This window comes from Flavobacterium stagni, assembly GCF_004122105.1.
In the GTDB taxonomy this organism is placed as follows: Bacteria; Bacteroidota; Bacteroidia; order Flavobacteriales; family Flavobacteriaceae; genus Flavobacterium; species Flavobacterium stagni.
The window spans coordinates 71830-87865 of the sequence record NZ_SBKN01000005.1 but is presented as its reverse complement, the minus strand read 5'-3'; the positions used below and the strand labels follow the sequence as shown (position 1 = coordinate 87865).

General features: G+C 47.7%; 13 protein-coding genes. All 13 read left to right on the top strand.

The features are described 5' to 3' along the window. The first annotated feature begins 58 nt into the window (after nt 1-58). The 13 genes from EQG61_RS09165 to EQG61_RS09105 all read left to right on the top strand — a co-directional run bounded on the left by EQG61_RS09165 (nt 59) and on the right by EQG61_RS09105 (nt 14564). Nucleotides 59-415 (top strand): four helix bundle protein, encoded by a 357-nt coding sequence (locus EQG61_RS09165; RefSeq protein WP_129461617.1) that lies wholly within the window; start codon nt 59-61, stop codon nt 413-415. 100 nt (nt 416-515) lie between these two features. Next, complete coding sequence (paaC, locus tag EQG61_RS09160; RefSeq protein ID WP_129461616.1) at nt 516-1268, top strand: 1,2-phenylacetyl-CoA epoxidase subunit PaaC; 753 nt, start codon at nt 516-518, stop codon at nt 1266-1268. A 16-nt stretch (nt 1269-1284) separates the two neighbouring features. Continuing rightward, nucleotides 1285-1773 (top strand): 1,2-phenylacetyl-CoA epoxidase subunit PaaD, encoded by a 489-nt coding sequence (gene paaD / locus EQG61_RS09155; RefSeq protein ID WP_235829051.1) that lies wholly within the window; start codon nt 1285-1287, stop codon nt 1771-1773. A gap of 84 nt (nt 1774-1857) precedes the next feature. Beyond that, the gene (locus EQG61_RS09150; protein WP_073364161.1) at nt 1858-2643 is read left to right on the top strand and encodes an enoyl-CoA hydratase-related protein; all 786 of its coding nucleotides are present in this window, start codon (nt 1858-1860) and stop codon (nt 2641-2643) included. A 62-nt stretch (nt 2644-2705) separates the two neighbouring features. Then, nucleotides 2706-3914: a 3-hydroxyacyl-CoA dehydrogenase NAD-binding domain-containing protein gene (locus tag EQG61_RS09145; RefSeq protein ID WP_235829050.1), complete on the top strand. Its 1209-nt coding sequence runs from the start codon at nt 2706-2708 to the stop codon at nt 3912-3914. Between the two features lie 108 nt (nt 3915-4022). Further along, nucleotides 4023-4424: a hotdog fold thioesterase gene (locus EQG61_RS09140; RefSeq protein ID WP_129461614.1), complete on the top strand. Its 402-nt coding sequence runs from the start codon at nt 4023-4025 to the stop codon at nt 4422-4424. 121 nt (nt 4425-4545) lie between these two features. Next, complete coding sequence (gene pcaF, locus EQG61_RS09135; protein ID WP_129461613.1) at nt 4546-5748, top strand: 3-oxoadipyl-CoA thiolase; 1203 nt, start codon at nt 4546-4548, stop codon at nt 5746-5748. Between the two features lie 157 nt (nt 5749-5905). Next, nucleotides 5906-8404 carry a phenylacetic acid degradation bifunctional protein PaaZ gene (gene paaZ, locus EQG61_RS09130; protein WP_129461612.1) on the top strand — a complete coding sequence of 833 codons (2499 nt, stop codon included), beginning with the start codon at nt 5906-5908 and terminating at the stop codon, nt 8402-8404. 167 nt (nt 8405-8571) lie between these two features. Beyond that, nucleotides 8572-9321, top strand: coding sequence for an enoyl-CoA hydratase/isomerase family protein (locus EQG61_RS09125; RefSeq protein ID WP_129461611.1), 750 nt, complete (start codon nt 8572-8574; stop codon nt 9319-9321). Nucleotides 9322-9428: 107 nt separating this feature from the next. Next, a complete protein-coding gene (locus EQG61_RS09120; RefSeq protein ID WP_073364173.1) occupies nt 9429-10025 on the top strand; it encodes an acyltransferase in 597 nt (198 codons plus the stop codon). Nucleotides 10026-10107: 82 nt separating this feature from the next. Then, a complete protein-coding gene (locus EQG61_RS09115) occupies nt 10108-11421 on the top strand; it encodes a dihydrolipoamide acetyltransferase family protein (protein ID WP_235829049.1) in 1314 nt (437 codons plus the stop codon). 16 nt (nt 11422-11437) lie between these two features. Next, the gene (locus EQG61_RS09110; protein ID WP_129461610.1) at nt 11438-12493 is read left to right on the top strand and encodes a branched-chain amino acid aminotransferase; all 1056 of its coding nucleotides are present in this window, start codon (nt 11438-11440) and stop codon (nt 12491-12493) included. Nucleotides 12494-12518: 25 nt separating this feature from the next. Next, nucleotides 12519-14564 carry an alpha-ketoacid dehydrogenase subunit alpha/beta gene (locus tag EQG61_RS09105; RefSeq protein WP_394345563.1) on the top strand — a complete coding sequence of 682 codons (2046 nt, stop codon included), beginning with the start codon at nt 12519-12521 and terminating at the stop codon, nt 14562-14564. Nucleotides 14565-16036 lie beyond the last annotated feature (1472 nt).

Below are 16036 nucleotides of genomic sequence, written 5' to 3'. Positions count from 1 at the left end.
ACATGACGCTATTTTAGAAAAATGAAAAGGAAAATGAAGTGGAGTAATCTTAAAAAGTATGAAGTTTTATCAGTTCGAAGAAATTTTGGCTTGGCAAAAAGCACAAGATTTAGCAGTGTTGATTTATAAAGAATTTTCGAGTGTAAAAGATTTTGGATACAAAAATCAAATTCAGAATGCAGTCGTATCTATTTCTAACAACATTGCAGAAGGTTTTGATCGAATGAGTGATAAAGAATTTGTTCGATTTCTATACATTAGTTTAGGCTCGTGTAGCGAAGTGAAATCTATGCTTTATTTGGGAAATCGGTTAAATTATTTGGAGGAATCAATTTCAAAAATGTTAATCGAACGCGCCAATGAGGTAGCAAGAATAATTCGAGGCTTGATTAAATCATTAAGCCTTAAAGATTAAAAAAAAAAATAAAATGTGTCCATAGGTAAAAGGGTTTGAGTTTTAGTCCAAGATGACTTACGACTTACGACTTTTTCGACTTATGACTAATCATAGAACCATGTATACGACTAAAGTAAACTACATCCTTGGTATCGCCGACAACGCACTCATCCTTGGGCAACGCTTAAGCGAACTGTGTGGGCACGGACCCAGTCTGGAAACCGATATTGCCACCACCAATATCGCCTTAGACCTGCTAGGGCAAACGCGCAGCTATTATCAATATGCAGCCGAATTGCAAGGCGGGGAGGCTACTGAAGATACCTTAGCTTTTTTGCGTAAAGAACGCGAATACAAAAACGTCTTGTTGGTAGAACAACCCAATACTGATTTTGGGTATGTGATGGCACGTCAATACATGTTTGATGTGTTTCATCTGTTGTTGTTGGAACAATTACAAAACAGCAACGACGAAGTGCTAGCTGCCATCGCGAAGAAAAGCATCAAAGAAGTGAGTTACCACAAGCGTTTTTCTGGCGATTGGATCAAACGTTTGGGCGACGGAACCGAAGAAAGTCATAACCGCATCCAAGAAGCTTTCGACAATTTGTGGACTTTCACCAACGAGTTGTTCCTAATGACCGCAGATGATACCGCCATGGTGGAAGCAGGAGTAGGCGTGGATGTTGCTGCTTTAAAAGCGGCTTGGACTCAAGAAATCACGGCCTTATTGACGGAAGCGACCTTAACTGTGCCTGATTTGAAGTACTTCTTAAAAGGAGGTAAAGAAGGTATCCATTCCGAACACATGGGATTCATCTTGACCGAAATGCAGTACATGCAACGCACTTATCCCAACATGACTTGGTAAGAACATGATAATTGAAATGAAAACAATAACTCCGCATATCACCGCGATACTCGAGTCGGTTTCCGATCCCGAGATTCCTGTCCTTTCCATTATGGACATGGGCGTGGTGCGTGAAGTTGAGGTGCAAGAGCGCGATGTTTTCATCAAAATTACACCCACCTACAGCGGTTGCCCTGCCATGGATACCATCGCCGATGATATCAAAGCGGCTTTCGCCAAAGAAGGGTACCAAGCCCAAGTCAAACTCATATTAGCTCCCGCTTGGTCCACCGATTGGATTACCGAGCGCGGGCGAAAAGCACTCGAAGCCTATGGCATCGCAGCGCCCCTAACCGAGGAAGCCGACAAGGAAGCGCTTCTTGGGAATAAAAAAATAGTGAAGTGCCCGCAATGCGGTTCCACCCACACCCGATTAGTCAGTCAGTTTGGTTCGACCGCCTGTAAAGCCTTGTTTCAATGCGAGGCGTGTCACGAACCCTTTGACTATTTTAAATGCTTAAAATAAAGTCCACCTGCACAATTTCGGTTGCTGCAGGTGTTTATATAACAAACAATAACGTAAGTCCGCTTACAACTAACCAATATACCGATGAGTACAAATTCAATTGAAAAAAAGATTGAAAACAAGGTCGCGTACCTACACTTGAACCGACCCGAAGTATTCAATAGCTTTAACCGCGAAATGGCCCTCGCCATGCAAACCGCCTTGGATGAGGTCGCCCAAAACCCTGAGGTGCGCGCCATCGTCATTACTGGAAACGGAAAAGCCTTTTGCGCCGGTCAAGACTTGAAAGAAGTGACCACACCCGAACTCAATCCGGGGTTCCGAAAAATCTTAGAAGAACATTATAATCCCATTATCGAACGTATTCGCGCTATCGAAAAACCCATTGTAGCTGCCGTTAATGGTGTTGCTGCGGGTGCAGGAGCGAATATCGCTTTAGCCTGTGATATTGTGGTCGCCAACGAACAGGCGGCGTTCATTCAAGCCTTTAGTAAAATTGGTTTGGTGCCCGACAGTGCCGGAACATTTTTCTTACCCCGTTTAATCGGATTTCAAAAAGCATCGGCCTTGATGATGCTCGGCGATAAAGTGTCCGCCACTGAAGCCTATGAAATGGGAATGATCTACAAATGTTACCCCACAGCCTTGTTCGAAGAAGAAGTGCAAAAGCTTGCTGTAACGTTAGCCGACATGCCGACACATGCCTTGGCGCTTACCAAAAAATTATTGAACCGTTCCATGATCAATAACCTGCAAGAGCAATTGGCCATGGAAAGCGATTTGCAAATCGAAGCGAGTTCGTCCAACGATTACCGTGAAGGCGTTGCCGCTTTTGTCGAAAAACGCAAACCGGAATTCAAAGGAAACTAAACGATTAACGATCGAAGATCAACGAAATCAGCTTGTAAAACTGATTTCAAAGTAGCATTACCATGATAGAAAGTAATAATCAAAAATCAACAATCGACAATCATCAATCGTTAATCAACGTGGCGATTATCGGTTCGGGAACCATGGGCAGCGGTATCGCGCAAGTAGCCGCCACCGCCGGGTGCTCCGTAAAATTGTTTGATGTAAACCAAGTGGCATTGGATAAAAGCAAAGCCGCACTCGAAGTGACCTTGTCCAAATTGGTGGAAAAAGAAAAAATCACCGCCGAGACGAAAGCCGGTATTCAAAATAGAACCGCATATGTGACGTCATTATCCGACTTGTCCGATGCGGATTTGGTGATTGAAGCGATCGTGGAAAACCTAGAAGTGAAGCGCAAGTTGTTTGCCGAACTCGAAAGTATTGTGGCGCCAACAACGATATTAGCCTCCAATACATCTTCGTTGTCCATCGCATCCATTGCCGCTTCCTGCCAAAAAGCAGAACGCGTCATCGGGATTCACTTTTTCAATCCCGCACCTTTAATGCAATTGGTCGAAGTCATTCCTGCGGTGCAATCGGCAGAAACCGTGTTGCAAACCGCGGTAGAAACCATTCGCTCCTGGAAAAAAGTCGTAGCCGTTGCCAAAGATACTCCCGGATTTATCGTGAATCGTGTGGCCCGACCCTTTTACAGTGAGAGTTTACGCATTTATGAGGAAGGAATGGCCGACTTTGCTACCATCGACTGGGCGTTGAAAACAGTGGGCGGGTTCCGTATGGGGGCTTTCGAACTCATGGACTTCATCGGAAATGATGTGAACTATGCCGTAACCGAATCGGTGTTTACCTCTTTCTATTTTGATCCGCGGTACAAACCATCGTTTACGCAAAAACGCCTTTCGGAAGCCGGATTCTACGGAAGAAAGTCGGGTCGTGGTTTCTACGATTACAGCACTGCAATGCCACAACCCACTGAAGATACCGCGTTAGCACAATGTATTTTTCAACGGGTCATCGTCATGCTCATCAACGAAGCCGCCGATGCGCATTTCCTGAATGTCGCATCCGTACAAGACATCGATAATGCCATGACCAAAGGGGTGAATTATCCCAAGGGACTCCTCGCTTGGGCCGACGAACTCGGGATTCAATGGTGTGTCGACAAACTCGATGCGCTCTACGACGAATACCGTGAAGACCGCTACCGCTGCAGTCCGCTCCTCCGTCGAATGGCCAAAACCAACCAACGGTTTTATAAGAGTAACTAGTCCAACGTCTAAAGACTAAAGTCTAATGTCTAACTCATAATTCATAACTCATAATTCATAACTCATAATTCATAACTCATAATTCATAACTCATAATTCATAACTCTAATGACGCCTTCCGAAATCGTCCATACCATGCTCTCCAACGACGCCTTTAGCCAATGGCTAGGGATCGAATTGGTACACATTGACCACGGAACCTGTACCTTGTCACTCACCGTTCGTGCAGAAATGCTCAACGGATTTGGCATCGCACACGGAGGTATCACTTATGCGTTGGCTGATAGCGCTCTAGCGTTTGCCGCCAACTCCCACGGACGCCAATCGGTGAGTATCGATACGTCCATCAACCATGTGGAAACCCTCAAAGTCGGGGATGTGATTACCGCCACCGCCACCGAGGAAGCCCTCAAAAACCGATTCGGATTCTATGCCGTAGCCATAACCAAAAACGAAACCACCGTCGCGCTGTTCAAAGGAACGGTTTTCCGTAGTGAACGCGAATGGTAGTTTTTAGGAGCTATTTCCTGCGAAACCTGCCTGCCGAAGGTAGGTCGGGGCTAGGGGCTCCTGCTCAATAAAGTGAAACAATAAAAATCGATTGCCTTGTGCAATCCATGAACAAATAAATATGGAATCTTACATCATCGACGGCCTTCGAACGCCCATCGGAAATTACCAAGGAACGCTTGCTGCTGTGCGCCCAGACGATTTGGCGGCTCACGTCATCAAAGCCTTGGTAGAACGCAATGCACAAATCCCCACAGACGCCTATGCCGATGTTATTTTAGGCTGTGCCAACCAAGCCGGTGAAGACAACCGCAACGTGGCGCGTATGGCAATTCTTTTAGCGGGCTTGCCCTATACCGTTCCGGGAGAAACCGTGAACCGTTTGTGCAGCTCCGGATTATCGGCTGTGATTCATGCCCACCGCGCCATTCAAGCCGGCGACGGGAAGGTATTTATTGCAGGCGGTGTTGAAAACATGACCCGCGGACCACTCGTGGTGTCCAAACCTTCAGCCGCTTATGGAACCGATAGCAAAATGTACGATTCTAGTTTTGGATGGCGTTTCGTCAATCCCAAAATGCACGAAATGTACGGCACCGATGCCATGGGGGAAACCGCTGAAAACTTAGTGGATCAATACCAAATTTCCCGTGCCGACCAAGATGCCTTTGCCTTGCACAGTCAGCAAAAAGCAACCGCTGCCCAACAAAGCGGCCGCTTGGCGCAAGAAATCGCTCCTGTAACGATTCCTCAACGCAAAGGCGATCCCATCGTTTTTGAAAAAGACGAGTTTATCAAACCCAATTCCTCTATGGAAGGATTGGCCAAACTCCGTCCCGCTTTCCGTAAAGACGGTAGCGTTACCGCCGGAAATGCTTCGGGATTAAACGACGGAGCCGCAGCCTTAATTGTCGCTTCAAGTGAAGCCGTAGCCGAATATGGCTTGAAACCCTTAGCCCGAATCGTCAGTTCGGCAGTAGTCGGGGTCGAACCCCGCATCATGGGAATCGGACCTGTAGAGGCGAGCAAGCAAGCTTTAGCGAAAGCGGGTTTAACGCTTGAGCAAATGGATGTGATCGAATTAAACGAAGCGTTCGCTGCGCAAAGCATCGCGTGTATTCGTGCCCTAGGGTTAGCCGATAACGATCCGCGCATCAACCCGAACGGAGGAGCTATCGCCATCGGTCACCCACTGGGTGTAACAGGTGCGCGCATTGCCTACTCTGCGGCTTTGGAATTGCAGCAAACGGGTAAACAATACGCTTTGATTACCATGTGTATTGGTGTGGGCCAAGGTTATGCAGTCATCATCGAACGCGCGTAAAGAAATCGGGCGTGACGGTTTAGCCCCGATAGGAGCGGCATCCCCGGAACGCAGTGGAGGGATATAGCGGATAGCGGGACAATGCGAGTAAAGAACACTAAACGTCCTGCTCCAAAAAAATAAAAATCAAACGACGTCAAACGTCAAAAGAAAGTATATGAATACAATTCAACATTACGTTTTGGGTCAGTGGACCACCGCCAAAGGGTCGGGAACACCCACTTACGATGCGGTTACCGGCGAATTCATCGCGGAGACTTCTGTAGAAGGATTGGACATCCCAGCCATTCTGCATTACGGTCGCACCAAAGGCGGTGAGCAACTCCGCAAAATGACTTTTCAGGAGCGCGGGAATCGACTCAAAAGTTTGGCGCTCTACCTGAACAAACGCAAAGAACAATTTTATGACCTGAGTTACCGCACGGGCGCTACCCGCGTGGATAGCTGGATCGATATTGAAGGGGGCTTCGGGAACCTGTTTGCCAATGCATCGTTGCGCAAATTATTTCCCAACCAACCTTATCACGTTGAAGGGGATCCCATCGACTTGTCACGTGGTGGTCGCTTTATGGCGCACCACATCATGGTACCCAAAAAAGGGGTTGCCATTCACATCAATGCCTTTAACTTCCCAATTTGGGGAATGCTGGAGAAATGTGCGGTCAACTGGATGGCGGGTATGCCAGCCGTGGTGTTACCTGCGCCGTCGACGTCGTATTTAACCGAAGCAGTGGTGCGCGAAATCATCGCATCTAATATTCTTCCGGAAGGGGCGTTGCAACTGATTTGCGGTACCGTGACCAACATTTTTGATACGGTAGAAAGTCAGGACGTGATTACCTTCACGGGTTCGGCAGCCACCGGACGTAAATTGAAAGCCCATCCGCGCATCATCCAAGAAGCGGTTCCGTTTACTATGGAAGCCGACTCGCTCAACGCCTCTATTTTAGGCGCTGATGCCGTACCGGGAACCCCCGAATTTGATTTATTCATCAACCAAGCGCGTAGCGAAATCACCGTGAAGGCCGGACAGAAATGTACCGCCATTCGCCGTATGATTGTCCCCGAAAATTTGATGGACGACGTGCAAAGCGCCTTGGCAAAATCCTTAGATAAAGTAACCATTGGCGACCCACGCCTCAAAGAAGTTCGCATGGGTGCTTTGGTAAGCAAACACCAAGTCGACGTGTTGAAAGGGCGCGTGAACGAACTCGCCCAACACAGTCAGATCGTATACGGTGGCGATTGGGATGCGGTATCCTTAGTTGGTGCCGATACCCAAGGGGCGTTTGTCGCGCCTGTAGTGTTGCGTCAAGACCGACCTTTCGAACATACTGCTGTGCACGAAATCGAAGCGTTTGGTCCTGTGTCGACCCTCATGCCGTATAAAAACCTCGACGAAGCCATCGAATTGGCCCAAATGGGGAAAGGTTCGTTGGTATCATCGATTGTTACCAACTCCGATGACATCGCTAAAGACTATGTGGTCAACGCAGCATCACACCACGGCCGTATTCTCGTACTTAACCGCGAAAACGCCAAACAAAGCACCGGTCACGGTTCGCCACTCCCATTACTCGTTCATGGCGGTCCCGGACGCGCTGGTGGCGGTGAAGAAATGGGCGGAGTGCGCGGTATCAAACACTATATGCAACGCTGCGCGATTCAGGGTTCGCCCACTACCTTAACCGAAATCACGGGTATCTACCAAGCCAATGCGAAATACAAGGAAGTGGACCAACATCCGTTCCAGTACCATTGGGAAGATATCCAACCCGGAATGTCGTTGAAAACACACAAGCGAACCATCACCGATACCGATATCATCAATTTTGCAAACCTGACGTGGGATCATTTCTATGCCCATACCGATATCACCTCCTTGGACGGCAGTATTTTTGAAAAACGTACCGCCCACGGGTATTTCATTCTTTCGGCTGCTGCTGGGTTATTCGTGTACCCCAACAAGGGACCGGTAGCTGCCAACTACGGGTTGGAAGAATGCCGTTTCTTACGTCCGTTGTACCATAACGATACGGTGTATGTGCGCTTGACATGCAAACAAAAAATCGAGCGTGATGTAGCTTCGGCCGAACATCCAAGCGGTATTGTGAAATGGTTTGTCGAAGTTTTTGACAGCGAAGACGAATTGGTAGCTGTGGCCACGATTCTCACCATGGTGCAGAAAAAACAAACTGTTTTTGTGGAAATGACTACCGAGAAAATCCAAGCCTGTTTGGACAAATTAACGGAAACGTCTCAACCGAAATGGGGGATACTCACCGCGCAACATTTGATCGAACATTTAGAAGAAGGCTACCGCATCATGTCGGGCGAAAAGCAAGATTTCGAGATTGCCACCCCCGAGAAGATTTTGGATAAAGTCCACCATTCGTTATACAATTACGAACCCTTCCCGAAAGGAACTTCGTTCCCAACGATGAAGAAAGGGGAGTTGGAAGACTTGATCCACGCGGATCTCGCTACCGCCAAAGCCAAATTCTGGGAAGCACGCGAGGCCTATGTAAGCTTCTTCAAGCAAAACCCCGAAGCCGTGATGAAGAATATGGTCTTTGGTCATATGAACCGCTACGAGAGTTATTTGCTCGAACGCAAACATTTGAACCACCATTTTGAACAGTTTGATGTACTGTAAGAATGAGGAGCTATTTCCCGCTTTCGCCTTTATCTCTCCGCTCCGCTGCGAGGATATCGGCTCTATCGGGGCTAGGGCTTAAGCGAAGTAAGAAGCAAGAGGAAAGAAACAAGAAACAAGATGTTAGTCACTAATCACTAGTCACTAATCACTAATCACAAAAAAAAATGGAACCTTACGTAAAACACCACATACAAGAAAATATCGCGACGATTGAGTTTTTTCATCCGGAGCAAAATTCCCTGCCAGGTGCCGTTTTAGCTGAATTGGCACAAACGATAACCGAAGTAGGACAACGCGACGACGTTAAAGTTATCATCCTGCAAAGCGGCGGCGACCGTACGTTTTGTGCGGGGGCAAGTTTCAAAGAACTCATCGCCATCAACGATGCCGCTACAGGAAAAGTCTTTTTCTCTGGCTTTGCCAACGTGATCAATGCCATGCGCAAATGTCCGAAGTTCATCATCGGACGGATACAAGGGAAAACCGTAGGCGGTGGCGTGGGTATTGCTGCGGCAACCGACTATTGTATGGCGACCCAGTTTGCCGCAATTAAGTTGAGCGAACTCAATGTAGGGATCGGACCCTTTGTGGTGTCGCCCGCCATTGAACGTAAAATGGGGGTTTCCGCTACCTCGCAAATTGCCATTGATGCCAATACGTTTTATGAAGCGTCTTGGGCTCGTGAGAAAGGATTGTTTGCACAAGTATTCCCTACGTTAGAAGAATTGGATGCTGCGGTTTGGGCTTTCGCACAACACCTGTGCACCTACAATCCCGAAGCCATGCTCGAAATGAAGAAAGTCTTCTGGCGCGGCACCGACGATTGGGATACCTTACTCGCCGAACGCGCAGCCATCAGCGGCCGTTTGGTACTGAGTGATTTCACGAAACAAAAACTGGAAAAGTTTAAGTAAGAGTAATTAGTGACTAGTAACTAGTGACTAGCATTTTAAAAAGAAGTTATTTTGTTCACAAGTCACCAATCACTAATCACCAATCACTAATCACTAATCACTAAAAAATGATTTACGCATTCAAAGGATTCATTCCGGTCATTCACGAGAGTAGCTTTATCCACCCGCAGGCTTCGGTCACGGGGAATGTGATTATTGGGAAAAACGTGTATGTCGGACCCGGTGCTGCCATCCGTGGGGATTGGGGCGAAATCATCATCGAAGACGGATGTAACGTGCAAGAAAACTGTACGCTACACATGTTTCCAGGGAAGACGATGGTTTTAAAAGCCGGGGCTCATATCGGCCATGGCGCGATTATTCATGGTGCGAATATTGGGGCAAACTGCCTCATCGGAATGAATGCCGTGTTGATGGATGATGTGAATGTCGGTGACGAATGCATTATTGGCGCGTTGGCGTTTGTCAAAGCCGGAATGCAAATTCCCAACCGAAAAATGGTTGTGGGCAATCCCGCCGAAATCATTAAAGACGTTTCCGACGAGATGATTGCCTGGAAAACCAAAGGGACCCAATTGTACCAACAATTGCCCCAAGAATGTTATGAAACGCTGCAAGTGGTCGAACCTTTACGGGAAATCCCCAAAGACCGACCCACACAAGAAGCGTTTTATGCAACATTAAACGATTTTAAAAAGAAATAAATAGTCGGTTTTCGTTTTTAAAGTTTATTCCCTCAGTCGGGTGTAACTTTAAACCTGAAACCTGAAACCTGAAACTAAAAAAATGGTTGAATTTAGAATGCCCAAATTGGGGGAGAGTATTGCTGAAGCGACAGTCATCAGTTGGTTGAAAAATGTCGGGGACTATATCGCGGCCGAAGAGACCCTTTTGGAAGTCGCCACCGACAAAGTAGACAGCGAGGTGCCATCACCCGTTTCGGGAATTATTAAAGAAATTCGTTTCCAAAAAAACGATGTGGTACCTGTTGGAACCGTGATGGCATTGATTGAAGCGTCGGGTGAGCAAGCTCAGTCGCAGTCTTCAGTCACTCCCGAGACTTCGGGACTGCCTGCCGATCAAGGCAGGTCGCAGTCACAAGTTGCAGAACCGATTTCGCCCTATGCCTCCGCCACACCTTCATCCGTGGCGCAATTGCGTCAGGGAGGCACTACCTTTTTGTCGCCGCTTATCATTAGCATCGCACAAAAAGAAAACTTATCGATAGAAGAATTGCAGTTGATTCCGGGTTCAGGAGCTGACGGTCGTTTGCAAAAAAGCGATGTGTACCAGTATTTGAAAAACCGCAAATACCCGGTGCAAAGCAAACCCGTGGTTCAAAGTCCACCCACATCTTCCTATCCCAAACCGAAAATCAATTATACCGAAGGGAAAGATTATATCATCGAAATGGACCGTATGCGCAAGATGATTGCCGATCATATGGTGTATTCAAAACAAACTTCACCCCACGTTACGTCCTATCTCGAAGTGGATGTGACCGATCTCGTGACGTGGCGCAATAACCACAAAGAGGCCTTTCAAGCCAAAACGGGACAGAAGCTTACCTTCACGCCGCTTTTTGTGGAGGCTGTTGCCAAAGCAATTCAGGCGTATCCTTTGATTAATGTCGCCGTAGAAGATACCAAAATCTACGTTCGTAAAGACATCAATATCGGAATGGCAACCGCATTGCCTACGGGGAATTTAATTGTACCCGTAGTGCGTAACGCCGACACCAAAGATTTAGCCGCTTTAGCTTCTGATGTAAATCAATTGGCCGACAGTGCGCGCACCAATACCTTAAAACCCGAACAAATTCAAGGCAGTACCTTCACTATTTCCAATGTGGGTACGTTTGGAAGTTTGATGGGAACACCCATTATCAACCAACCCGAAGTGGCCATTTTAGCCTTTGGCATTATCAAAAAACGTCCCGAGGTGATTACCACCGCAAAAGGGGATGAGATTGCCATTCGCAGTATGATGTTCCTTTCATTATCGTTTGACCACCGCGTCGTGGATGGCTTCCTCGGCGGCTCGTTCCTGCGCAAGGTGGGCGATTACCTCGAACAATTTGATACCAATACAACCTACTAAATAAAGAATGATACCAATGACGCAAGAAATAAAAATTACGAAAGTAGCGCAGTCGCAAGCGGCCGGCGTGGATTTTCACAACATTGTAATGGGAACGCGATTTAGCGACCACATGTTTATCTGTGACTATGAAAATGGCGCGTGGCACAACCCGCGTATCGAACCCCTCGCTTTGATTCCGACGCACCCTGCCGCCATGGCGTTGCATTACGGTCAGGCGATTTTTGAAGGGATGAAAGCCACCCTTGGACAAGACGGAACGCCCTTGTTGTTTCGCCCTGAAGAAAATGCCAAGCGCTTAAACCACAGTGCTGATCGTATGGGCATGCCCGCATTTCCAGAGGACTTGTTCGTGGAGGCTTTGAAGCAATTTGTAGCCCTTGAAAAAGAATGGATTCCAACCCAAGAAGGAAGTGCATTGTACTTGCGTCCGTTTATGTATGCCGATGAGGCGTTTATCGGAATGCGTGCGGCGACTTCGTATAAATTTATCATCATGGCTTCGCCGGCCGGCCCTTTTTTCAGTCGTAAAATCAAATTATACGCGGAGAAAAAGTACGTGCGTGCCGTAAATGGAGGAACTGGTGAAGCGAAAGCCGCGGGGAACTACGCTGCAGCCATTCGTCCCACCGAATATGCCAAAGCCCAAGGTTACGACCAAGTGTTATGGTTGGATGCCCACGATTTCAATTATATCCAAGAAGTGGGGACCATGAACATTTTCTTTAAAGTAGATGGCAAATTCATTACACCGAGTTTGAGCGGTTCTATTCTCAACGGAATTACCCGCATGAGTGTCATCGACTTGTTGCGTCACAAAGGGTATGAAGTGACCGAGCGTCCGATTACCATGGATGAAATCAAAGCGGCCCATGCAGACGGACTCCTCGAAGAAGCCTTCGGAACCGGAACAGCAGTAGGCATCGCGATGGTGGAAGCCATTGGCAATAACGATTTCACGTTGACCTTGCCTGAAGCCAATCCCGTTTCGCACATGGTCAACGATACCTTGAATGCGATGAAAGTACAACAAGAAGCCGATCCGTTTGGATGGATTGTGCCCGCTCAATAATTTGCGCTTGACGCACCCCATGGATATGTTAGATAAAAAAATACTTGAAAAAGCGTTTACGACCTTAGTGACAGCCAAAACCATGGCCGAATGGTACGAAGCGAATTTTAAAACCGTTTCCAAATACGTTCACGCCACTTCGCGTGGTCATGAAGCAATACAGATTGCGGTAGCCATGCAATTGGGCCCCCAAGATTATGCGTTTCCCTATTACCGTGACGACGCCATGTTGTTGGGAATCGGGATGCAGCCCTATGATTTGATGTTGCAATTGTTGGCCAAGCGTGACGATCCGTTTTCGGGGGGGCGCACCTACTATTGCCACCCGAGTTTGCGCGATGCCGACAAACCCAAGATTCCGCACCAATCGTCTGCGACAGGGATGCAAGCCATTCCCGCTACGGGGGCTGCCATGGGATTTTGGTACAAAGAAAGTATGGGCATACCGCAAGAGGCGGGTGATCTGCCTTTAGTAGTTTGTTCGCTCGGCGATGCCTCGGTTACCGAGGGTGAAATTGCGGAAGCGTTTCAAATGGCGGCCTTGAAGCAATTACCGATCCTGTATTTGGTACAAGATAACGGCTGGGATATTTCGGCGAATGCCAAAGAAACCCGTGCCCAAAATGCCTTTGAGTATGCCAAAGGATTCCATGGTTTGGAAGCCATTAGTATTGATGGGGCCAATTTTATAGAAAGTTATACCGCACTGGAACAGGTTATCCAGACGATACGTGCCGAACGCCGTCCGTTTTTGGTACATGCCAAAGTACCGTTGCTCAACCACCACACTTCGGGTGTGCGGATGGAATGGTACCGTGACGACTTGGACGAAGCCCGTTCGCGCGATCCGTATCCCGTTTTGTGGCAGCAAATGCTAGATGCGGGATTTACAGCAAGCGATTTACAAGCGATCGAAGCCACCGTGCTGCAACAAGTGGAAGCGGATTATGAAAAGGCGATAGCCGCAGAAGATCCGCGTCCTGAAGATTTATTTACCCATGATTTTGCTCCAACACCCGTTACGGAAGAAGTCGGGGAGCGCTCCCCCCAACGCGAAGATAAAGTCGTGATGGTTGATTGCGCCTTATTTGCGGTCGAAGAACTCATGAAGAAACATCCCGAATGTTTGCTGTACGGTCAAGACGTAGGCGGACGCTTGGGCGGGGTTTTCCGTGAGGCAGCCACCTTGGCCCAGAAGTTTGGCGACAACCGCGTGTTCAATACTCCCATTCAAGAAGCCTTTATCGTAGGGTCTACGGTAGGGATGTCGGCCGTTGGTTTAAAACCCATCGTTGAGGTACAGTTTGCCGATTACATTTGGCCGGGCTTGAACCAATTGTTTACCGAGGTGAGTCGTTCCAATTACTTAACCAACGGAAAATGGCCCGTGAGTATGATCTTGCGCGTACCAATTGGCGCGTATGGCAGCGGCGGCCCTTATCACTCGTCGTCGGTGGAGAGTGTGTTGACCAATATTCGCGGGATTAAGATTGCCTATCCGAGTAATGGTGCCGACCTGAAAGGCTTGCTAAAAGCGGCCTATTACGACCCGAATCCAGTGGTGATTTTGGAACACAAAGGCTTGTACTGGAGTAAGGTGAAAGGTACGGATATGGCTCGCGTAAACGAACCGTCTGAAGACTACCTGTTGCCGTTTGGAAAAGCGAATGTCGTGCAAGAAATATGGCCCCAAGAAACCCAAGAAACCCTTACGGTGATTACGTACGGTATGGGCGTACACTGGGCGTTGAATGCCTCGGCGGGCATGGCGACGCAGGTGGAAATTGTCGACTTGCGCACCTTATACCCGTTGGATGAAGAAACGATATTCAAATCGGTTCGCAAAGCCAAGAAATGTTTGGTGGTGACCGAAGAACCGGTAAACAACTCGTTTGCACGCAGCTTGGCGGGTCGTATTCAAGAGGAATGTTTCCGCGACTTGGATGCGCCTGTGATGGTCATCGGTTCTGAAAACCTACCCGCAATCCCGTTGAATAGCACTTTGGAACAAACCATGATCCCGAATGCGGAAAAGGTGAAGGCGAAGATGGAGGAGCTGTTGCGGTATTAGTTTCTTTTGTAGTTTTCAGTCGCAGTCGCAGTCGCAGTCGCAGTCTCAGTCGCAGTAACTGTGCTAATGACAAGTCTTTTTAAGTAACAGTATATTTTTATAATCCCGAGGACGATCATAGATGGTGGTTCTCGGGGTTTTAGTTTTTAGTTTCAGGTTTAAAGTTTCAGGTTATTCGTGGTAAATTGACGTTTACGAAGGCTCAGAAGCTTAGCTTCTCAGTGTCTCAGCCGCTTTAAACACAATCTTGTCATTTCGACGCAAGGAGAAATCCCATTCCATTCTTCACGCAACGATGGCTCAGGGGTTTAGTGGCTCAGCAGCTTTAATAACCGCAAAGAGAAAAAGTATTCGCAAAGTTCGCTAAGATTTTAAGGGTTTTAAGGCGCTTCGCTCGGGTAAGGTTTCAAGTCGTGACGTGACAAACCACAGTAACTATGCAAGCTATCTCCCTATGTGGTTAAATTTATTACAACATGGTGTTAACGCATAGTAAGCTTAAAAATTCGATAGGCTTTTTTGTTAAACCACATAGTAACATAGTTAGCCTAGTCGTTGCGTGGTGTTTAATGTTGGATTCTAAGGAAGAGTTGTTGTTTATGAAGGCTCAACAGCTCAGCAGCTCAGGAACTCAGTCACTACCCGTTCCGACTAACCTGAACCCCAATACCAAAGTACCCTAAAGAGTACGCCTAATGCTGCGTCAATGCGGCAAAAAGCATACATCCAGTACGTAAGGTGCGTACCCCAGGTACGCAAAACACGAACTCCGACGGGGGGCACCCCCCTCCCCGAGGTACGCAAAACGCGTAGGGGCAGTACGTACTTTACGTACCCCTTCGTACCTTTTTAGTGGGTGCAGTACGTAAAAAGCGTACCTCACCCTACCTTTTGAGTGGGGTAACGCACCCAAACACAACCCAATCGCGGCTTAAAGCCAACACAACCTAAGCAATAAGCAGGGAAGTGAAGCGATGACGACGGTCGGCGAAGGAAAAATAGGCTATGATGTAGGCGTCAGGTTATCAACACTGCGGCAAGGGTAGGGCAAAGGAGTAGGGATGATCATGGCTGCGAAGTGGGGGGACTTCGTGAAACTGGAAAAAAGAAAAGTGTTTTTCGCTAAGCGAAAAAAAGGGGCCTGTCCTATGGGATTTCTCCTATCGTCGAAATGACAACAGGACGTGGTATTTTTTTAGCTAGCTAAAAACAATTTTATGCGCAAACTTGTCATTTCGACGCAAGGAGAAATCCCATTCCATTCTTCACGTAACGATTGCTCAGGGGCTCAGCAGCTCAGCCTCTCAGCAGCTTTTAAAGTCCTTTCGACGTAAGGAGAAATCCCATTCCATTCTTCACGCAACGATGGCTCAGGGGCTCAGCCTCTCAGCAGCTCGGTACGCGCTTGGATTGTCTGGGTAGGGCAGTTGCTTACAACACTATACAAAAAAACCACACGGTGAGGTGTGTTT